This window comes from Proteus myxofaciens ATCC 19692 (genome assembly GCF_001654855.1).
Lineage (GTDB): Bacteria > Pseudomonadota > Gammaproteobacteria > Enterobacterales > Enterobacteriaceae > Proteus > Proteus myxofaciens.
Window position 1 is genome coordinate 1 of the sequence record NZ_LXEN01000053.1, and the last position, 20,958, is coordinate 20,958.

The window sequence follows — 20,958 nt, forward strand, 5'->3', positions numbered from 1 at the left end:
AAGATATGAGCTTTTAACACTGACATAAATAAAATAATTTAACTTTTTATATAAAATAAAAAGAGCATACATTTATGATGCATGCTTTTTATCATTAAAAGATATTCGATATTATTCTGATTCAATTACTCAATATGTGGTGATTGCATCATTAGTAATTCCCTGACTAATTCAACACAACAAAGAAAACGTTCGTCATAATCAGGTGAATCAACTTTAATATATTCAATATGATTTTTATCCAACATTTCCATTAATAATGTTTGAAAACGGCGGCGCTCTTTATCTGTGCCTAAACTACGCAAGCCATCTGCCACCCATGGGGTGTTATTTTCTAATAAAATGACTAAATCAAAACGATATTCATCGATAAGTGCTTGAACAAAGGGATGTTCTTTACCTTCATATCGTAAACAAAAAGCCTGAGTAGTCACAAAATCAGTATCAATAAAAGCAACTTTATTGGCATATTTAACTGAGAAATCAATATATTGAGCGTGACCTAATGCAATCTTATCGTAATCAGAATATTGTAACGCCATTTCATCACCACCTAGGTGAGAGAAAACATAATCACGCCCATATTCCCATGCGCTGGTAGTATTAAAAATATTGGCTAATTTATTCACTAGCGTTGATTTACCACTAGATTCCCCACCTAGAATAGCAACAGTACGCACAAAAAAAGGCTTTACTTCTGTTGGAATATATTCCCAATATTTAAAAGGCGCTTGGCGAATTTGCCGACCGCTAATATTCATAAATGAGCGTTCAGGATCAATTAATACCGTTTCCGTTTCTAAAAATATTTTATATTGTTCAGCATCATCACTTTCACTGGTATAAATAAAATCAGGGACTATTTGTTTTTCATTCAAAAAGGATTTAATGCCTTCACTCCAAATTTCCCATCCATCAGGTTGAGGTTCAATACCGTTTTCATCAAATTCATGAATATGAATATTTTTTTGATATTTAAAGGTTTGAAGTAACCAACGCAATCTATCGCTGACAGTTGGCTGTTGTGACATGGCACTATTGATAAATAACTCTTTATCACGAGGATCATCATGACACAGGATCACGTGTAATTCGTCGACTTGGCTACACGCTCTTTGAATTAAATAAATATGCCCAGTGTGAAGAGGATAAAACTTACCAAAAATAACCCCAATCGTTCTTTTTTTGACGGGATATTCTAAGCCTAAAAAATGATGTAATGCAGACATTTTTTGAGCACTGGGACTCTTGATTTTATTATTAATAAGTTGGCTAAGATACCCCTTTGTCATATTACTTTCGTCAGCAACTTGCTGTAAGGTATAGCCATTTTTTTTGATAGCTTGCTTGATATAATCAAAAGATCCCATTGTTTGCTCCTTTAGCTCTCATCTAAATCATCAAGAACAGATAACGCATCAGATAACTTCTTCACACCATACACTTTCATATCAGGTGGATTTTTCTTTGGCATATTTGCACTAGGAACGATAGCGCGTTTAAATCCATGCTTAGCAGCCTCAGAAATACGTTCTTGCCCACTAGGTACTGGTCTTATTTCACCGGCTAAGCCAACCTCACCAAAAATGACTAAATCACGAGGTAAAGGACGATTACGAAAACTAGAAACTAATGATAATAACAGTGCTAAATCTGCACTGGTTTCAGTCACTTTAACGCCACCAACAACATTAACAAACACATCCTGGTCAGACATTTGCAGTCCACCATGGCGATGCAATACCGCTAATAATATCGCCAGCCTATTTTGCTCTAATCCAACAGCAACACGACGTGGATTTGAGAGCATAGAATGATCGACTAATGCTTGAATTTCAACAAGTAATGGTCTTGTACCTTCCCATACTACCATAACAGAACTACCTGAGGTTACTTCATCACCTCGACTTAAGAAAATAGCGGAAGGGTTACTCACTTCTCGCAATCCTTGTTCTGTCATCGCAAATACACCAAGCTCATTTACTGCTCCAAAACGGTTTTTATGGCTACGTAAAGTACGAAAACGGGAGTCTGTTTCACCATCAAGCATGACAGAGCAGTCAATGCAGTGCTCTAAAACCTTAGGTCCTGCTAGAGTGCCATCTTTAGTAACATGACCTACCATAATAATGGCGATATCATTGGTTTTCGCAAAACGCGTTAAATATGCTGCGGTTTCACGCACTTGCGCTACACTACCTGGCGACGATTGAATATCTGCCATATGCATCACTTGAATAGAGTCAATCACCATTAATTTAGGGTTTTCTTGTGATGCAATTAAACAGATTTGTTCGATACTGGTTTCTGACAACATATTTAAATCTGTTGTCGGTAATCCTAAACGGTGTGCACGCATTGCGACTTGTTGTAATGATTCTTCACCCGTGACATACAAGGTTTTCATTTCTGTCGCTAATCGACACATCGTTTGCAGTAATAACGTACTTTTACCTGCACCAGGATTTCCGCCTATTAATATGGCACTTCCCGGTACAACACCACCACCCAATACGCGATCAAACTCTTTAAATCCTGTTGAAAATCGTGGTAATGCTTCTAGGCTAATGTCAGACAGTTTTTGAACACGACTAACACCTTTAGCATCACCCGCAAATCCACTAAAACGCTCATTACGAGAAGATGAGGTAGAGGCAAGGCGGACTTCTGTTATCGTATTCCACGCATGACACGCAGAACATTGGCCTTGCCAGCGAGGATAGTCTGCACCACATTCATTACATACAAAGGCTCTTTTAGCTGCTTTTGCCACGCTTATCTCCTCATTATGAATCACACATGAAAATCTTAACGTTCTTCATGTTTCAATCCACCACTTAAAATACACATCACACCCATTAAATCAGCATGACGAATTGCCACTTTAGACTGAGCATAAACTTTCGGTTTTGCATGATAAGCAATACCTAATCCTGCTTTTCTCAGCATTTTTAAATCATTAGCACCATCACCAATTGCAATGGTTTGTTCTATTGGAATATCTAAATCTTTGGCTAAATGTACTAAGGTATGTGCTTTATGTTTTGCATCAACAATAGTGCCTTGTACTTTTCCTGTTAGTTTGCCATCTTTAATTTCTAATTTATTGGCGATAGCGGCAACCAAACGTAACTTTTGTTTTAGATTGTCAGCAAAGAAGGTAAATCCACCAGATGCAATGGCGATTTGCCAATCCATTGCTTGTAATTTTCTCACTAAACTCGTTAAACCCGGCATCAGCGGTAATGTATCCATTACCTCTTGTAAAATACTAGCATCAGCCCCTTTTAGCTCTGCGACACGCAACTTTAGGCTTTCGCTAAAATCCATATCACCTTGCATCGCTCGCTCAGTTATCTCTGCAACTTTATCGCCAACACCCGCTAATCTTGCGATTTCATCAATACACTCAATTTGAATGGCTGTGGAATCCATATCCATCACTAAAAGCCCAGGAGAGCGCAAACGAGGTATATTACCTAGTGGCACGACATCTAAACCACATTCATCAGATAAACGACGAATACGGCGTGTTAAGCTTCCTGCAATACGTACCACTTGATAATCATCAATACGCCATGAAGAAACCACAACAATGGCGGCACCTAATTTATGTTGGAATTCGCTAATTCTTTTTTTATCAAGCTCTCGACCATAAAGTAACCAACCACTATCACCTGCTCGATAATCTAATGGCATTACCTCTTCGCCACTAAGGGATAATGGCAGACCTGGCCATTTACGGATTTCATCCGGTAGATAGCAATAGGTCAGACTATTTGACATACTTATTCTCCTGTTTTCCCTGTCTGAACAAAATAATTATTATTCAGCCTATTTTATCTGTAATTCATCTGGCAACATGCACATACTTGCTTACGCAAAAGGATGAACATGCTTAAAGACAAACTAAAATTCAAACTACAAAAAACAGCAATTATACTGATTTGTATCGCTTTATTGGCCTTTCTAATGCAAGGTGCTTCTTATTTTAGTCGAGCAAATCAACATGCACGTATCACTCAGTTTGAAGAACTTGCCAAAACATTGGCAGAACAAGTGGCGTTTTCGCTTTCCAATTATATGGATGGCAGTAGCAAAGATAACGTAAATCCTCTTGTTATAGCTAATTTAAATCACCTGACTCATGATAGTCGGGTGCTTGATGCGAGCCTTTATCTAGAAGATGGCACACAAATTGCGCATAGTGGAGAAAATGTTACTGTTAAAGAACGATTAGCGCTAGAGGGTCAAAAAAGTGGTGGTTCCTTTAATCACCAACTTGTTGTGCCGATTCCTGGTGATGATAAACCTAAAGGCTTTCTAAGATTGACGCTTGATACCCATCAGTTAATTACAGAATCAAGCCAAGTTGATAACACCACAAACTTACTGCGCGTCATGCTGTTAGTCGCTTTAGCCATTGGCTTTTTACTTTCTCATAATCTATTACAACTCACACCTGTTCATTGGCAGCAATCGCCTTATTTATTAACCGCAAATTTGCCAACACGCACAGAAACAGAAGATGAAGAGCAAAACAAAGATGATGAGATAAAAAAAGATAAAAACGAATAACCATATATTGCTAATCGCTCGAAATTAAAGAATAAAAATGAGTGAAGAATTATCCTACTTCACTCATTTTTTAATATTTTCCTTAATAAAATGCGTTTTTGTGCTATAAATCCATTATATTTATATGGGCTTTGCTTAATATCACAGTAAATATTAGCTATTTCATTAACCTAAGCGTAATTATGTCTATTTAATTGCTCTTTATGCTTGAGGTGGTTATGGCTGAACAATCTGTTATTCAACGCTGTCAACAAATCGTAGAAAACTCAACGCTCTCCCCTGAACAAAAACGTCATTTTCTTGCATTAGAAGCAGAAAATATGTTGCCTTATCCCGCGCTATCTCAAGAAGCGAATCAAGCATTAGAAGAGCGTGTAATTTGTGATATGTATGAAGGTCATGCGCCTTATAAACCACGTTATGTGCTTCCTGATTATGCTCGATTCTTAGCACAAGGCTCTCAATATCTTGAATTAGAACCTGCTGAAGATTTTGATGATGCTCTTAATATGCTAACGATTCTTTATCACCATGTTCCTTCAGTTACGTCAATGCCTGTTTATTTAGGTCGTCTTGATAAGATTTTACTACCTTATGTCGGCAAACTAACAGAAGAACAGCTTTATCCTAAATTAAAACGATTCTGGCGCTATTTAGATAGAACATTACCTGATGCGTTTATGCATGCCAATATCGGCCCTGAAGATAGTGTTATCACACGGTTAATTCTAAAAATTGATGTTGAACTGCAACAAGTTGCCCCTAATCTCACCTTTATTTATAACGAGGGTACAACGCCGACATCCCTATTGAAGCAAGCGATAAACAATATTTGTCATAGTAGCAAACCCCATATTGCTAATGGTGTATTACAAGATAGCGTCTTTGGTAAAGATGAATATGGCATTGTCAGTTGTTATAACTCATTACCACAAAGTGGTGGTGGTAGTACTTTAGTGCGTATTAACCTAAAAGAAGTGGCTAAACGTAGCCAAAATAGCCAAGATTTTCTTGAAAACGTATTACCCTATTATATGGAAAAACAAATAGAGATAATCAATGCCCGTTGTGAATTTCTCTATGAAAAATCTCATTTTTTCCAACAAAGCTTTTTAGCCGAAGAAGGATTAATCTCACCAGATCGTTTTGCGCCTATGTTTGGTATTTATGCCATGGCAGAAGCAGTGACATTATTATTAGAAAAAGAAGGCAAGCAGGCTACTTTTGGTGATAATGAATCTGCCAACAAACTTAGCTATATGATCAGCGAAAAATTAGCACAATTTGTCGCTGATACACCGGTAAAATATGGTTGGAAGCATCGAGCCATGTTACATGCACAATCAGGTATTAGTTCTGATATTGGCACCACACCAGCAACACGAATTCCTTATGGCAAAGAGCCTGATCCTGTCACGCATTTAATCACTGTTGCTCCTCATCACGCTTTTTACACATCAGGTATAAGCGATATTTTAACCGTGGATGAAACCGTAAAACAAAACCCTGACGCTTTAATGCAACTCTGCCTTGGTGCATTTTCTTCTGGACTAAGAGAATTTTCCGCGAATGTGGGTGGCAATGATTTAGTGCGTGTTACAGGATATATGGTGCGTTTATCGGATTTGAAAAAATACAAAGAAGAAGGTTCTCGCCTCAATACCACGTGGTTAGGTGATGAAGCGACAACAAACTGTCATATTGCTGAGCGTAAACCGCGAGTAATAAGCCATGAACAACAGATGCGCTTCGATAAATAAGATACTCCCTTTCTCTTGTGTTGATGGCCCAGGCAATCGCCTAGCCATCTTTCTGCAAGGGTGTAATCTACGCTGTAAAAATTGTCATAATCCTTACACGATAGGGATTTGTGATAATTGCGGTGGCTGCATTCCTACTTGTCCTCAACAAGCGCTATCATTACAAAATGGTGTCATTAGCTGGAATAGTGCTAATTGCGAACAATGTGATACCTGTATTCAGCATTGTCCTCGTCAATCTAGCCCGATGACATTAACCTATACTGTTGATGAACTAATAACGATTACCCTAAAATATGCCCCTTTTATTAATGGTATTACCGTTAGCGGTGGTGAATCAACATTACAACTCCCCTTTCTTATCGATTATTTTAAAGCAATAAAAGCAACACCGGAGCTTAAACATCTTACTTGTCTTATTGATAGTAATGGTACGTTGCCTATTCAAGGGTGGCAAAAAATCGCCCCTTATATAGAGGGTGCAATGATTGATTTAAAAAGCTGGAGTGAAGAAACACATATTTATTTAACAGGTCGTAGTAATAAACGTATTAAAGAATCAATTAAATGGTTAGCTAATAATAATTTGCTTTCAGAATTACGTCTTTTACTTATTCCAGAAAAAACAGATTATTTAAATAATATAGAAAAACTTTCTGAGTTTATTAATTCATTGGGTGAATCTATACCAATAAGAATTAATGCATTTCATCAACATGGTGTTTATGGTGAAGCTGTAAATTGGCTAGCTGCCAGCATGATAGATATTGATATATTAGAAGAGAAATTAAATAAAAACAAAATTTACTCCATAAATAAGCCTGAGATATATTCACAGCAAACAAAATAAATATAATTTATATTTTATTATAATAAATGAGTTAATCATTTTATTTTATTTTTTTAAATTACATACCATTATATTGACAGTACTATATTTCATTATTAACCTTCTATAACCTGCAAATAAGAGATGAAATATAAACCATGCCTATAGATAAAATAAATCTAAAAATTTCGATCATCAGTTCAATAATTGTTTATTCCTCATTAAGTCATGCTAATCAGATTAATGAAATAAAAAAAATCGCTCCTATATATTATACATATATAAAATATGATAACCCATACATTAATGCAGATAAAAATAATTATAATTTTCATGGAAAAAAAGATGAAAATAATAAACCTTCTCTATTGACATCAAAACATGCTACTGTAGTTATTATTTCTGAAGATAAAAAACATACTATTAGTTATAATTCTGGTATTAATTTTATTCCACTAGAGATTAATAATTTCAAAGACATTAACTTCCTTTCAATATCTAAAAATGGTCAGTATGCTGTTGCTCTAGGAATAAATATTGATACCAATAAAGAAACTCTATTTCTTTATGATACATATTTACGAAAACCGTTTTTATTTAATCATAGAAGTAATATTTATTATGATGAAAATGATTATTTTTTCACAACACAAGATGGTCGATTCAGTTTTTACTCTGACTATGATGCTGAAACCTATCCAGCCCTAAATCAAAAATACGATCAATATATTCCATATAATAAAATGCTCTATCGTATCTATGATAAAAAAGAAAATAAATCTATTTCATTTGATGAGTTTATGGAAAAACATTCAAATAAAAATAGTGAAAAAGAAAGATTTGAAGCATTTAAAAAATTAAATTTCATTGATAAACATATAGATAAAAGACCACAAATTAACAATGTAACTCTAGATGGAAAGTATCTATATGGAACGGTCCTCAAAGGAAATGGTTTCCCAAAGTATCAACGCATTGGCTTTGTTTACAATGTTGAAAAAGAGACATTGAATGTTATGCATATTTCAAATCGGGAACGAGGAGAATCAAAAATAAATGCTGTTTCTGATAATAATATTTTTGTAGGATGGTATGAATTTTTTGATAAAGATAAATCTGTTCTTAACCGTCAAGCTTTTTTCTACAAACCATCAGAATATAGTATTACTGATATACCTACATTAATTAGTAGAAGTAGTTATTCCTCACTAAAATTTAATTCTGAGGCTACCGATATTTCAGATAATGGTAACCTCATTGTCGGCTGGTCAGAATATAATAAGGTAAGAGATAGAGATGGCGAAAAATACTCTAATGCTCATTATCTAAGAAGTGCCTTTATTTATGAAAGAACGTTTAATAAAACACATGAACTTGGTAATTTGATAAATGGCGATGAATCTGAAGCTTTATCTATTTCAGGTGACGGTAGTATCGTTTATGGTGTAGCCGCAAGTAAAAGAAGTAATGAATGGAAACTCGTTTCATGGAGAATAAAATCAAGTAATAAGGAAGATCTCCCAGATAAAGCTTATCTTACTGACGAAGAAAAACAGCGCCAAGCAGAAGCCGAAGCTAAACGTATTGCAGATGAAGCAAAACAACGCCAAGTAGAAGCTGAAGCTAAACGTATTGCAGAGGAAGCAAAACAACGCCAAGCAGAAGCCGAGGCTAAACGTATTGCAGATGAAGCAAAACAACGCCAAGAAGAAGCTGAAGCTAAACGTATTGCAGAGGAAGCAAAACAACGCCAAGCAGAAGCCGAGGCTAAACGTATTGCAGACGAAGCAAAACAACGCCAAGCAGAAGCCGAGGCTAAACGTATCGCAGATGAAGCAAAACAACGCCAAGCAGAAGCCGAGGCTAAACGTATTGCAGAGGAAGCAAAACAACGCCAAGAAGAAGCTGAAACTAAACGTATTGCAGACGAAGCAAAGCAACGCCAAGAAGAAGCTGAAGCTAAACGTATTGCAGAGGAAGCAAAACAGCGCAAAGAAGAAGCTGAAGCTAAACGTATTACAGATGAAGCAAAACAACGCCAAGAAGAAGCTGAAACTAAACGTATTGCAGATGAAAAAGCTACACTAGACGCTAATACAAAAGCCAAAGAAGAAAGAGCACCAATCCCCTCTATTATCGTAAGTAAACCAATCGATATCGAAAACACCTATAAGTCAATGCAATTAATGGCTGAAAATGGCTATAAAATAATGGATATGCAACAAGGACAGTTACGTTATTTAGCGTCTGCAACTTGTTCTGTCGGCACTGAAAAAGCGTGTATTAGCGGTTTTACGCACTATCAACAACAACATAAAGCCAATGCAACCCAAACTGGATTAAGTGGAGCTTATCGTATTGATATTAACAAGATACCTTTAGTAGTGGGTCTTGCTATTGATACCGATATCTATTCTTCATTACCTAAAGGCTATAAATATCAAGGTTATGCGTTACCTTTACTAGGTTTTAGTCTAGATTTAATCCCTTCCTTGAATACCGAGTTAACGAATAATGCATTACATTTATCACTAAAAGGGGCATATTTAAACCGCAAAGTATCAATAGAACGACCTCAACTAGAGGATACCGAAGCCGGAAAAGGTAATGCTCGTCTATCGGGTTATCATATCGAGTTACAAGGTTATTACCCTTACTTAGCAACACCTCAATTAACGCTAACGCCGTTTATCGGTCTTACATTTAAAGAGATATCACGCTCTGCCTATAGTGAAACAAAAGATGTTGATTTTATTGCTCATTATGAAAAGTTAAATGAACACGCGTTTCTTGCTAAACTCGGTTTAGGATTAGATTATCTATTAACACAATCAATCACTTTAAATACAAAAGCAGGCATGTATTGGCAATTAGCACAGCATCAACGCGATTTTCGTAGTCACATTGATTATTTAGGTCAACAAAATCTTGATTATGCTGATAAGAAAAAGCACGTTAAACAGCGTCCCTTTGCCAATGTCGGTATGACTTATCAGTTTGATAAACATTCTTCTATCAAAACATCAGCAAACTGGGAAATGACAACCTATCGTAATCATGACATGCAATTTGGTGTGGATTACACATATCGTTTCTAATGATTGATATCTTCTCTTCCTACTCAATGAAAAGTAGGAAGAGAACCATTTATCACGTAAAAAGGATTAATAAGATACAGTAGAGAAATCTTTTTCTTGTTCGACCCACCAAACTTTAGTCGAAACTTTTTCAAGTAGTGCTTTATTGTGGCTAAAGATAATCAAGCTTAAAGGCCGTTTTTGGCTTTCATCTATCAATACTTGCCAAATATCAGCTTGAATTTGTGCATCTAATTGAGCGGTCACTTCGTCCGCAATCAGTATTTGAGTACGAGGATCTAACGCGCGTAATAACGCAATACGCGCCAATTCTCCACCTGATAGTTCATTAGGTCTACGTGTTAACCATTCTGATTTTATTCTTAATTTTTCAAGCCAAGTAATATCAGGTTGCCAAGCATCACGGACACTGTCTCCTGTTGTTCGAAATGGATTAAAGCATTTATCAGGATGTTGAGGGACTAACTGAATAGGACAATACCCTTTTTTAGGTAATGGTTTGTCATTAACCAGAATTGAACCTTGAGCCGGTGCTTGCCACTGCGCTAGAACTCGACCTAATGTCGTTTTTCCTGTACCACTTGGCGCTGAAATACCTAGTCGTTCTCCGGCATCAAGTGAAAAAGTAAGATCTTGCCATAATATTTTACCCGCCTGCTGAACCGATAATTGTCGTAACGCTAAAAGTGGCATAAAGATAACTCCAACAATAACAAATTATGTGGATAAAAAAGGACATTTAAGAGGATAATAATAGACCTTGCGCTAATTTATTTAGCGGATAAATTGTTGTTCAGGCAAGGCATTCCAGAGTGTTTTTAACCACTTACTACCTTCGTCATTGTGAAGCCCCATCGCGGGGATAATTTCATTTATTTCGCCTTGATTTAATACCGCGATTGTATCCGCAAAACGTGCTGCTAACGCTAAATCATGCGTCACCCAAAGTACTGATTTACCTTGATTGCATAGCGTTCTTAATTGCTCTAATAATAAACACGCATGTTCATCATCAAGCCATGAAGTAATTTCATCAGCTAAAATATAGTGTGCGTTAGACAATGTCGCATTGCAGGCCAGCACCCGCTTTGCCATTCCACCAGATAGTTTTGCAGGATACGTATTCACGAGCGAACCAGATAAATGATAACGTTTTAAATGTTGCTCAATATCATCGGGCATCACTTTAGCCCCACTTAAACGGGCTGAACGAGATAACTGCTCTCCTACACAAATCAATGGATTAAGCGCAGTCACTCCTTGAGGAATATAACAAAAAGTATTACCTCGGTAAGCTTTCAGTTCTCGTTTACTTAATGTCTGTCCATCAAGCTTAATTGCTCCACGAACACGCATATTGGCGGGTAAAAGCCCTAATGCACTTTGTAATAGTAAGCTTTTACCTTCACCACTCCCACCGACTAACGCAAGCATTTTCCCAGGTTGGAGATCCAACGATATCGATTTTAGCAATGGTTGCCAATGGCGTTTACCTAACCAACGAAATTGTGCAATATCAATGGAAAGATTTTCAAAACTTAACATCCAGCCCCTCTTAGCCAAAGTTGTTGTAGCGCTTTAGCCAATTGATCAAAGATAAGCACAAGACACATTAAAATTAATCCAGGAAAAACGACCATCCACCAAGCGCCAGTACTGAGATAACGCAATGCATCTGATAATAATAAACCTAATGATGGTTCATGAGCGGCTTGCCCAAATCCAAGAAAACTAAGCGCAGCGCTATGTAAGACTGCATGTGGAAACATCAGTAATGTGCCGATAATCCATTGTGGTAATAACATAGGTAAATAATGTTTTCTCACACAATCAAATGAGGAATTTCCAATACGTTTAGATAAGATAACGTAATCCGCTTCACGAATACGCTGTATTTCACCACGTAAAATTAAGGTTAATTTAGGCCAATGTGTTAATGCTACAGCCCAAATTACACCCTGCTGACCACCACCCAATGTGAAACAAATTAAAATAAGTAGTAGTAAATGAGGCAAAGCTAATAACGCATCAACAACGCCTCTTACCAGATAATCACAGTAAGAATTAATAGAAGAAATACCCGCAAAAACGAGTGCAATAATGCCACTGACAACCGCACTCGTTACACCTATATTGAGACTACTTAGCATACCTTGAAAACAGCGTAACCACAGTGAGCGCCCCAGATTATCAGTACCAAACCAATATTGTAATGAAGGAGCTTGATGACGAGCTAAAAAATCCATCGTAATATCAGTATCAGAAACAGAAAAGCCATACACCCCTAGCACAATTAATGCTAAGGCGACACATAAAAGTCGTATTAAAGGTTTATTGGGATCGTAAATCATGAGTCTCGCAAAATTCCTTTATTAATACGTCGTAATAGTAAATTAGAAATACTATTACCAATAAAAATTAAAATAGTACAAAACACAACAATCCCCATGAGTAACGGAATATCACCACGTAACCCAGCATCAACCGTTGCTTGCCCTAACCCTGGATAAGCAAATACTTTCTCTGCTAATAGCGAACCACCGAGTAATTCACCCATTGAAGCAAACTGTAAACAAAGTGCAGGTGTAATAGCATGACGTAAAACATGAAATAACATCATTGCCCATCCTTTATCACCTTGTGCTTTTGCAAAATGAATAAATTCACTTCCCATGACTTCGGCAACTTTAGCGCGAGTATGTAATGCAATATTCCCGGTTCCTAATAATCCTAATGCAATCATGGGTAAGATAAGATGAGAGGCACGTTGGCCTAAAGTTGCGGTATCCGCACTACTCCCTATAGGCCATGCACAACAAATAGGTGCCCAGTGTAATGTCACTGAAAAAAGTGATAGCAGTAATAAGCCAACCCAAAATGTCGGTAAAGAAGCTAACAGATAGGAAAGTGTTGAAATTATTCTATCAGGCCAGCGATGTAAATAACGCCCTGACATCAATCCCATCACAACACCAATAATGCCTGAAAAAAGCCATGCTGATGATAATAAGATAAGAGAAGGACCTGCTCTTTGCCGAATAACATCAAGTACAGGCATGTTATAGAGCATAGAATAACCAAAATCACCTTGAATAATTTGACTAAACCAAAACCAAAACCGCATCCATAATGGTTGATCTATTCCCCAACGAGCCGCAATTAAAGGATATTGCTCAGGTGGCACATTTAATAAATCACTACCAATATATGCCTTGATAGGATCAATTGGTGAAAAACTTAATAAAATAAAGACACCCGCTGTTGTGACCAACAGCAGGCATACTAACCGCAAGATAAAACCTGCGCTTTGACGTATTACTGACAAGTCCACTTCCAAGTATCTACGCTATTTAATAGTGACCATGAGCCATGAATTTCAGGTGAGCCTGTACCTAAATCCACGCAAGGATCGGTTAAATAGGTATGCTGAACATTCATTAACCAAGCCCATGCGGCATCGCCTTTAATGCCAACACCTTGTTTACCATCCCATTCAACTGCTTGCCAATGTGGTACGGCTTGTTGCCATGTTGGCGCATCTAACGCAGCTTGCAGGTGTTTTTCAACTTCAGTATTTTTATAATAGCCAGGATTATAATAACCTACACCAGCAGCATTAGTGCTGTAGTGATGATAAAGTTCCATAGGATCAAGGCTACCCCAGCCAAAGAGGGTTGGATTAGAATGCATATAGCGCTCTACAGTATCCCAACTACCTGATTTAAGATCCATTTGAATACCTAAAGGCTGAACTAAAGCACGAATAGATTCAGCTAAATCACGACGTGTCGCATCTCCGCTGGTGTACCATAACGTTAATTTAGCTTCTAACCCGTCTTTTTCACGAATACCGTTTTTGTTAAGCTTCCAGCCTGCATCCTCAAGAATTTGAGTTGCTTTTGCAATATCACCATCTTTAAACGTAGCATCAGGTTGATCCCAAGGTAAACCTTTTACGCCGGTATACGCTGGAATGGCATAACCATCAAGTACTTGTTCTGAAAGTAGTTTACGATCAAGGGCATAATTAATTGCTTTACGAATCGCCACATCTGCGGTGATATCATTACCAATATCGTAACCTTGTGCGTTTTTCTCTCCTGATTTCACCATAGGAAAAACAATACCGCGGTTTTCAACGCTTGCTCTTTCCCATAACTTCACATTAGGAAGATTTTTAGCGATAGCAGCAGTTGCTGGTGGAATACGAACAACGCCTAGCTGACCACTTTGTGCTGCCGAAAATGCCGCATCTTCATCAAGAAAGACAAAAATGAGTTTATCAAAATCATTTTTTTGACCAGCATAATATGGATTTGCTTCAACAATAAGTTGCTGGCCAGGTTGGAAACTCACCATACGATAAGGCCCTGCACCAATCGGCTTTTGTGCGTACGTTTTTTCATCGTACTTATCAGCAGAAACAATCCCTAGTGAGCCAAGTACATTTACAAACGTACTTTGTGGCGCTTTTAACGTTATCGTGACGTGAAGTGGATCATCTGCTTTAGCGTGAAGGAAATTACCCATATCGACTTTACCGCCACTCGCAGCTGCATTGTTATAGGTAAAGGCGATATCTTTTGCAGTTAAAGGAGAGCCATCTGAAAATTTTAAATTAGGTTTTAACGTGAGTTTCCACGTTTTTCCTTCATTACTTGGCTGATAATTACTTAGCATATTGCTATACCAAGTAAGGTCCGCATTTTGTTTTAAAAGTGGGCTATGTAGTAATAAATAACTCCCATGGCTCCAGCCTAACATTGGATCAAAGCCTTCTGTTGGCTCTTCACCAATAGCGAGTTGTAATGTTTGAGCTGATGCAGTCATAGATGCGCTAAGTGCGACGAAACAGGTTAAAGCGACGAGAGAATGTCGCCAACCAAACCGAATAGACATAACTTATCTCCGATTTTTTAATATGACTTTTCATTAATATCGGCCTACTAATATGCAGGGGATAATAAGATAAAGTTTGTTATTATGATCTACTGTAATTTTATGCAGATAAATATTCTACTGCATCATAAAATGGTTTATTCAATTACTCTAATAATATTCAACATTTTATTGATATTACATAAACTTTTATTAGGCAATAGCGATGATTATGACAAACTTCTATCTACACCACACTATTCTTCTCATAAATCAGTTATATAGTGAATACTCTTTAGTAAAGATGAGCATATAACAAAATAATTTGTCACTTTTACGAAATAGTTTAATTTCAATTTTAATGACTAATTAAAATTAAAAAAGGCGCATTATAATTGCGCCTTCTATTATTCAGTATTTAATATTTTCTTTAATCTAAAATAACGCCGTCCTAATCGCCAACGTAATTTTATATTTTTTGCATTTTGCCAAATTAATGACCAGATCCCACGATCAAAAAATTCGTTGATTATTTTCTTTTTAATATCATTACTTTGGATACTATCAATTGAATGAATAATCCCTAACCCTTCTTTAGCAATTTGCCAATGACAAGCATTAATATTTTTTGCTACTTTTTTATGTTTTTGATTAATACTATCAAGCATTTCAAGGATTCTCATGTAGTTATGTATTGTTCTTACATGAATACGATCATCAGGAGTTACGTGTGATACAGAACCAGAATGGATAAAGTAATCATAATAACACTCATCAATATATTGGACGCGTTTTGCAGTTAACAGAACTTCTGTTGTCCAAGGAATGTCTTGATGATGTAAACCCGGTTCAAAATAATAATTATGCGATAATAAAAACTCTCTACGATAAATATTTAGCCATGTAACATGCAAAAATTTCTTAGATTCTAATGCAATATTAAGCCATTCGGGGCCTGTTAATACATTTGTTGAGTGCAGACGATGAGTAGGAAATATTGCCCGAGAAGGTCGTCCATCATCATAAATATAACGTCCATTACAGGTGGCAACATCTAAATGACTCTTTTGAGCAATTTCCAATAAACGCGGATACATTTTAGGGTAAATCACATCATCAATATCAGGAAAAGCGACGTACTTTCCTTTAGCAATTTTAAACCCGACATTACGAGCAACAGAAACACCTTGATTTTCTTGTGACACAATAGTGACATCAGGAAATTTATGTTCCCATTGGTATAATATATTTAAAGAATTATCACTAGAACCATCATCAACAAGAATAAGTTCCCAGCTTTCTAACTTTTGTGATGCTAAACAATTGAAAAATTGTGATAAAAACTTATCACCATTATAAACAGCCACCACAATACTCAATTTAGGAGTAAAAGAAGACATAACTAACCTTTTTTTATTCTACTTAGCTCAGTAGCAAAATTTGCTATTAATATTTAGCTTAAGGATAACAAATGTATTGGCCTAGAAAGTTTACCTTTGTTGCTATCGCCAATCGCTATTTGTGATAAAAGTATCATTTTTAGTTGATTGAATATAAAAATGACCTTTGATAGGAATAATTATAGATAATTTTTATTCCCCTCTGATGAAGGAAGGGTTAAGAACGCGTTTATTCTAACAGTGAGAAAAAAAGAGAAAGGACAAAAAGTGCGAGAGCGAAATAATCGTCTTCTCTATAAAGAATTAATGAGTGATATAGGTTACATTAAATCAATACATTGCGATTAACGACACTTATATCACCCATTAAGCAAAACATCCGCTTATAGCGGATGTTTTTATACAACTTATATGATGATAAGTTTTAGAGAACTATGATAATTCGATATCATCCTCATCACAGACTTCAAGTGGTGGAAAGTAGTCAACCCGCCATGATTTAATGCCTTCATATACCTTATCTACAGCCTGTTTTACTGCATCTGTCATCGGATAATAAAATCCAACTAAATCAGGCTGAATACCTAAAAAAGTGATATCGGGAATATCATCTTTTAGCTGATCGATTAGAAAGTTAAGTGGCATATTGTGTGTGCTCATAATAAACATTTCAGCAATATAATCAGGATCTATCACTCTGATTTCACCCGGTAACAGCCCTATATCAGCAGCATCAACAATTACGACACACTCAGGGTTTAACTCTCTGACTTGATAAGAGACATTTTCAGGCGCACTACCACCATTAATCACAACCCAGCCTTCAATAGGATGTTTTTCCATTAAATCGGCTAGTAAAGGACCTGCACCATCATCCCCCATCATGCTATTACCAACGGTCAATATCACTTTTGGCGCTTTGATTGGTTTATTCATGGTTTTCTCTTTACGATTAAATAAATCGCGGGTTCAACGACGATTTCACCTAATAAATTGATTAATGTTTGGCTCCATTCACGAAAAATAGGATCATCACTTTTAAGAATAGGATCAAATGCTAACGCTAATAAGTGGGTATGTTCTGAATTGATGTTAATTTCACCAAATGTCAGTAACCCCTGCATTTTACGCTTCGCTTCACCTTCTGGTAATAATGCAATCCACGCTTTATATTTATCTAAAGGACAAACTAATTCCGTCTTTAAGCAATCAATCATGCCAACATGGTGACCAATCGCTAACGAGTAATACATCACTTGCTGTGCTTGTTCTGGAATATCATCATCACTATCAACAAATTTTTGTCTTAATGACCAAAAATAAACATTAGCGTCATCAGGCATAAACACCTCCTTGACTTAATGCATGTACAAGTCGTTTTACTATTTCAGATAAACGAGGATCGTTAGCTTGACGTAACCATGTATCAACCCGATTACCGATCTCGCCGATCGACGCATCTTCTAATAATGTAAGAAAGTGATCACTGATTTGTTTACCTTGATAGTAACCTGCAAGGCGTCTCGCTTCTCGCTCTATCATTACACGTGTATTTAGCGGAATAGAAGGTAAGATTAAAGATGCTTGTTCATTCTCAGTTTCAATATGTGATTGCCCTTTTAATTTTTGATCAAGCAATCCTAAAGCAACCGCAAAACCGTAAATTGTCGCTGCGGGTGTTGGTGGGCAACCTGGGATCCAGACATCAATAGGCACTATGGATTCACTACCACCCCATACACAGTAAAGATCATGGAAAATACCACCACCACAACCACAAGCACCATAAGAAATACAAATTTTAGGATCAGGCGCTGATTCATAAGCACGTAAAGCAGGTACCCGCATTTGACGTGTTACAGCGCCAGTAAATAATAAAATATCGGCATGACGAGGTGATGCAACAACTTTGATCCCAAAACGTTCAGCATCAAATACTGGTGTTATGGCAGAGAAGATTTCAATTTCACAACCATTGCAACCACCGCAGTCAACACGATAAACATAAGCTGATCGCTGGATATCTTTTAACAGTGTTTGTTTTAGCTTTTTAGCCTGCTCATCAAGTGTAATCGGTTTGCTAACATGATGATTAATGGGAATGTCTGGTATGCTCATTTTGTTGTACTCCCCATATTACCCATGCTCACATTTTCACGACCATCTGATAACAAATTATGTTTACGTTTACATTCAGGGCACGTTTCATATTGAGCACGCATTGATTCAACTTTCTTTTCATCCCAACCTGATTGCACAAGCAATGCCATCGCATAATCAACCGATTTTCTTGGTGTAAAAGGTTGATGACATTCACGACAGTTCAATAATTTAAATGTTCCTTTTATATAGAGATCTGATTTTTGTGTGACTGCTGTTTCAAACATATCGGATAATACAATGGCTCTTGTTGGGCAGACTTCTTCACAGCGACCACAATAAATACAACGGCCTAAAAATAGTTGCCAATGACGCTCACCGGTTTCTAAATTCGTTTCCATGGTGAGTGCATTTGCAGGACAGGCTGATGTACATGCTCCACAGACAATACATTGTTCTGCATCGTATTCAGGTTTACCTCGGAAACCATCAGGTAAATCTAATGGTTTAAAAGGATATTTTGTTGTGGCATCGCCAGTTTTTATAATGGTTTTAAACAATTTTAACATCGTTCACTCCCTCACTTGAGCGGCGAATTTTTACGTTCGATGCTGTAACGCTCAATTTCTTTATAAGAGACTGTTTTTGATTTGCGTTTTTTCACATCAACAAGCGTTACCCTGTCAGTACAGGAGTAGCAAGGATCAAGACTACCGATGATAAGCGGTGCATCAGATACCGTATTGCCTTGCAACATATAACGTAATACCGGCCAATTCGCGTAAGTCGCTGCACGACAACGCCAGCGGAATAATTTTTGATTATCCCCTAACATACTCCAGTGAATATCTTCACCTCGTGGTGCTTCTGTAAAACCTAATGCAAATTTATAAGGCTGATAAGTGAAGCCTTCTGTTAATAATGGCCCTTCAGGTAAGTTATCTAGCGCATATTCAATCATTGCCATGGAATCTAATACTTCTTTAATACGTACCATGACACGAGAGAAAACATCACCGCCTTCATAACTAAAGAGTGTTAAAGGTAAATTGCCATAATCAGCAAAAGGATGGTCAAAACGCACATCACGTTTAAAGCCACTCGCTCTTATCATTGGGCCTACAGGACTAAAGTCACGGGCAACTTTTCTATCTAAAATACCCACACCGACAGTACGCTGTTCCATATTGGGTGCTGTAAGTAAAATATCGACTAATTCAGTGACTTCTCTACGCATTTCTCTCACTAATTGAATAGTTTTAAGACGTTGATCTTTTAAGATATCGCGACGAATACCACCAATTAAATTCAAACCATAGGTTTTACGTGCACCAGTAAGCATTTCTGCAATTTGCATCGATTTTTCACGAATACGGAAAAATTGCATAAAACCAGTATCAAATCCGGTGAAATGGCTTGCTAAACCAATATTGAGCAAGTGACTATGAAGACGTTCAACTTCTAATAAAATAGATCGAATCGTGTGAGCACGTTGTGGAACTTCAATGCCTAACGCATTTTCAACAGATGTAGTATAAGCAACACTGTGTGTAAACCCGCAAATTCCACACACACGATCAGATAAAAACGTCACTTCGTTATATCCCATGCGTGTTTCTGCTAATTTTTCCATTCCACGATGGACATAAAACATACGGTAATCTGCATCAACAATCGTTTCACCATCAACAAAAAGACGAAAATGTCCAGGTTCATCAGACGTGATATGCATAGGACCAATAGGAACAATACGCGCATCTTCCTTACCTTCATTCACAAAAGGATAGGTTTCTGTTTCTGTTGTTGGCGCAGGTCGTTGGCGATAATCCATTGCATCTTTACGCAAAGGATACATTTCATCAGGCCAATCATCAGGTAGCACTAAACGACGCTCATCAGGTAACCCAACAGGAATAAGACCATACATATCCCGAATTTCGCGCTCACCCCATACCGCCGCAGGAACACGTGGTGTCACAGAAGGAAACTCAAGGCTGATAGGACTGACATGGGCTTTTACTACAATCCAGCATTTTTCGCCTTCTTCCATTGATAATGCGTAATACACTGCAAAATCACCGTTTAAACTACGTTCATCATTACCAAAAAGAACCGGTAACCAGCCTCCTAGACCATAATAGAGGTACTCCACCACATCAGGCAGTGAGTCTGTTTTTACTGTTATCGTCAATTGATCAGCAGTTTGTCTTTCTTCATCTAATACTGCTGATGGGAATTTTTCTCGAACTTTAGCGACATACTCTCCACCAAGTTCTTTTCCCTCTTTTCTACTGACATAATTTTGATAGCTCACG

General features: G+C 37.1%; 19 protein-coding genes. 5 read left to right on the plus strand and 14 right to left on the minus strand.

Annotation, left to right across the window (positions count from 1 at the left end):
• Positions 1 to 125 precede the first annotated feature (125 nt).
• Genes nadR through serB form a run of 3 tightly spaced genes read right to left on the minus strand, consistent with a single transcriptional unit; the run spans position 126 to position 3,786 of the window.
• Positions 126 to 1,370 (minus strand): multifunctional transcriptional regulator/nicotinamide-nucleotide adenylyltransferase/ribosylnicotinamide kinase NadR, encoded by a 1,245-nt coding sequence (gene nadR / locus M983_RS06250; RefSeq protein ID WP_066748733.1) that lies wholly within the window; start codon positions 1,368 to 1,370, stop codon positions 126 to 128.
• Between the two features lie 11 nt (positions 1,371 to 1,381).
• Positions 1,382 to 2,773, minus strand: coding sequence for a DNA repair protein RadA (gene radA / locus M983_RS06255; RefSeq protein WP_066748736.1), 1,392 nt, complete (start codon positions 2,771 to 2,773; stop codon positions 1,382 to 1,384).
• Between the two features lie 35 nt (positions 2,774 to 2,808).
• Positions 2,809 to 3,786 (minus strand): phosphoserine phosphatase, encoded by a 978-nt coding sequence (gene serB, locus M983_RS06260; RefSeq protein WP_066748738.1) that lies wholly within the window; start codon positions 3,784 to 3,786, stop codon positions 2,809 to 2,811.
• Positions 3,787 to 3,894: 108 nt separating this feature from the next.
• Between serB and M983_RS06265 the strand changes: the two genes are divergently transcribed.
• The 5 genes from M983_RS06265 (at position 3,895) to M983_RS18055 (ending at position 10,265) form a co-directional block, all read left to right on the plus strand.
• Positions 3,895 to 4,578 (plus strand): YtjB family periplasmic protein, encoded by a 684-nt coding sequence (locus tag M983_RS06265; RefSeq protein WP_066748740.1) that lies wholly within the window; start codon positions 3,895 to 3,897, stop codon positions 4,576 to 4,578.
• Positions 4,579 to 4,796: 218 nt separating this feature from the next.
• Entirely contained in the window at positions 4,797 to 6,338 is a 1,542-nt protein-coding gene (locus M983_RS06270; RefSeq protein ID WP_066748742.1) for a YjjI family glycine radical enzyme, read from the plus strand.
• Complete coding sequence (locus M983_RS06275) at positions 6,310 to 7,188, plus strand: YjjW family glycine radical enzyme activase (RefSeq protein WP_066748745.1); 879 nt, start codon at positions 6,310 to 6,312, stop codon at positions 7,186 to 7,188. Before M983_RS06270 ends, M983_RS06275 begins: the two co-directional genes overlap by 29 nt.
• A 1,665-nt stretch (positions 7,189 to 8,853) precedes the next feature.
• Positions 8,854 to 9,255 (plus strand): hypothetical protein, encoded by a 402-nt coding sequence (locus tag M983_RS18050; protein WP_425415183.1) that lies wholly within the window; start codon positions 8,854 to 8,856, stop codon positions 9,253 to 9,255.
• 128 nt (positions 9,256 to 9,383) lie between these two features.
• Positions 9,384 to 10,265, plus strand: a complete 882-nt coding sequence (locus M983_RS18055; protein WP_425415184.1) for an autotransporter outer membrane beta-barrel domain-containing protein — start codon at positions 9,384 to 9,386, stop codon at positions 10,263 to 10,265.
• A 66-nt stretch (positions 10,266 to 10,331) separates the two neighbouring features.
• Here M983_RS18055 and M983_RS06285 read toward each other — a convergent pair whose 3' ends face one another.
• The 11 genes from M983_RS06285 to M983_RS06335 form a co-directional block, all read right to left on the minus strand.
• Positions 10,332 to 10,958, minus strand: coding sequence for an ATP-binding cassette domain-containing protein (locus tag M983_RS06285; RefSeq protein ID WP_066748747.1), 627 nt, complete (start codon positions 10,956 to 10,958; stop codon positions 10,332 to 10,334).
• 81 nt (positions 10,959 to 11,039) lie between these two features.
• A complete protein-coding gene (locus M983_RS06290) occupies positions 11,040 to 11,810 on the minus strand; it encodes an ATP-binding cassette domain-containing protein (RefSeq protein ID WP_066748750.1) in 771 nt (256 codons plus the stop codon).
• Positions 11,804 to 12,616, minus strand: coding sequence for an ABC transporter permease (locus tag M983_RS06295; RefSeq protein ID WP_066748752.1), 813 nt, complete (start codon positions 12,614 to 12,616; stop codon positions 11,804 to 11,806). The genes M983_RS06290 and M983_RS06295 overlap by 7 nt, the downstream gene beginning before the upstream one ends.
• On the minus strand, positions 12,613 to 13,596 hold the full coding sequence (locus M983_RS06300) for an ABC transporter permease (RefSeq protein WP_074388148.1): 984 nt from the start codon (positions 13,594 to 13,596) through the stop codon (positions 12,613 to 12,615). The genes M983_RS06295 and M983_RS06300 overlap by 4 nt, the downstream gene beginning before the upstream one ends.
• A complete protein-coding gene (locus M983_RS06305) occupies positions 13,581 to 15,164 on the minus strand; it encodes an ABC transporter substrate-binding protein (RefSeq protein ID WP_066748753.1) in 1,584 nt (527 codons plus the stop codon). The genes M983_RS06300 and M983_RS06305 overlap by 16 nt, the downstream gene beginning before the upstream one ends.
• Before the next feature lie 386 nt (positions 15,165 to 15,550).
• Positions 15,551 to 16,543 carry a glycosyltransferase gene (locus tag M983_RS06310; RefSeq protein WP_066748756.1) on the minus strand — a complete coding sequence of 331 codons (993 nt, stop codon included), beginning with the start codon at positions 16,541 to 16,543 and terminating at the stop codon, positions 15,551 to 15,553.
• 432 nt (positions 16,544 to 16,975) lie between these two features.
• Entirely contained in the window at positions 16,976 to 17,479 is a 504-nt protein-coding gene (hycI, locus tag M983_RS06315) for a hydrogenase maturation peptidase HycI (protein WP_066748757.1), read from the minus strand.
• Positions 17,476 to 17,886 (minus strand): formate hydrogenlyase maturation HycH family protein, encoded by a 411-nt coding sequence (locus M983_RS06320; protein WP_066748758.1) that lies wholly within the window; start codon positions 17,884 to 17,886, stop codon positions 17,476 to 17,478. The genes hycI and M983_RS06320 overlap by 4 nt, the downstream gene beginning before the upstream one ends.
• On the minus strand, positions 17,879 to 18,661 hold the full coding sequence (locus M983_RS06325) for an NADH-quinone oxidoreductase subunit B family protein (protein ID WP_066748763.1): 783 nt from the start codon (positions 18,659 to 18,661) through the stop codon (positions 17,879 to 17,881). Before M983_RS06325 ends, M983_RS06320 begins: the two co-directional genes overlap by 8 nt.
• The gene (gene hyfH, locus M983_RS06330; protein ID WP_066748766.1) at positions 18,658 to 19,212 is read right to left on the minus strand and encodes a hydrogenase 4 subunit H; all 555 of its coding nucleotides are present in this window, start codon (positions 19,210 to 19,212) and stop codon (positions 18,658 to 18,660) included. The genes M983_RS06325 and hyfH overlap by 4 nt, the downstream gene beginning before the upstream one ends.
• 11 nt (positions 19,213 to 19,223) lie before the next feature.
• A complete protein-coding gene (locus M983_RS06335; RefSeq protein WP_066748769.1) occupies positions 19,224 to 20,957 on the minus strand; it encodes a hydrogenase large subunit in 1,734 nt (577 codons plus the stop codon).
• Between the last annotated feature and the right edge of the window lies 1 nt (position 20,958).

What these genes read in the sequence shown, in the direction of transcription:
- nadR (WP_066748733.1), bottom strand. Translation starts at nt 1,370, where the DNA reads ATGGGATCTTTTGATTATATCAAGCAAGCTATCAAAAAAAATGGCTAT.
- serB (WP_066748738.1), bottom strand. Translation starts at nt 3,786, where the DNA reads ATGTCAAATAGTCTGACCTATTGCTATCTACCGGATGAAATCCGTAAA.
- M983_RS06265 (WP_066748740.1), top strand. Translation starts at nt 3,895, where the DNA reads ATGCTTAAAGACAAACTAAAATTCAAACTACAAAAAACAGCAATTATA.
- M983_RS06270 (WP_066748742.1), top strand. Translation starts at nt 4,797, where the DNA reads ATGGCTGAACAATCTGTTATTCAACGCTGTCAACAAATCGTAGAAAAC.
- M983_RS06275 (WP_066748745.1), top strand. Translation starts at nt 6,310, where the DNA reads ATGAACAACAGATGCGCTTCGATAAATAAGATACTCCCTTTCTCTTGT.
- M983_RS18050 (WP_425415183.1), top strand. Translation starts at nt 8,854, where the DNA reads ATGAAGCAAAACAACGCCAAGAAGAAGCTGAAGCTAAACGTATTGCAG.
- M983_RS18055 (WP_425415184.1), top strand. Translation starts at nt 9,384, where the DNA reads ATGCAACAAGGACAGTTACGTTATTTAGCGTCTGCAACTTGTTCTGTC.
- M983_RS06285 (WP_066748747.1), bottom strand. Translation starts at nt 10,958, where the DNA reads ATGCCACTTTTAGCGTTACGACAATTATCGGTTCAGCAGGCGGGTAAA.
- M983_RS06290 (WP_066748750.1), bottom strand. Translation starts at nt 11,810, where the DNA reads ATGTTAAGTTTTGAAAATCTTTCCATTGATATTGCACAATTTCGTTGG.
- M983_RS06295 (WP_066748752.1), bottom strand. Translation starts at nt 12,616, where the DNA reads ATGATTTACGATCCCAATAAACCTTTAATACGACTTTTATGTGTCGCC.
- M983_RS06305 (WP_066748753.1), bottom strand. Translation starts at nt 15,164, where the DNA reads ATGTCTATTCGGTTTGGTTGGCGACATTCTCTCGTCGCTTTAACCTGT.
- M983_RS06310 (WP_066748756.1), bottom strand. Translation starts at nt 16,543, where the DNA reads ATGTCTTCTTTTACTCCTAAATTGAGTATTGTGGTGGCTGTTTATAAT.
- hycI (WP_066748757.1), bottom strand. Translation starts at nt 17,479, where the DNA reads ATGAATAAACCAATCAAAGCGCCAAAAGTGATATTGACCGTTGGTAAT.
- M983_RS06320 (WP_066748758.1), bottom strand. Translation starts at nt 17,886, where the DNA reads ATGCCTGATGACGCTAATGTTTATTTTTGGTCATTAAGACAAAAATTT.
- M983_RS06325 (WP_066748763.1), bottom strand. Translation starts at nt 18,661, where the DNA reads ATGAGCATACCAGACATTCCCATTAATCATCATGTTAGCAAACCGATT.
- hyfH (WP_066748766.1), bottom strand. Translation starts at nt 19,212, where the DNA reads ATGTTAAAATTGTTTAAAACCATTATAAAAACTGGCGATGCCACAACA.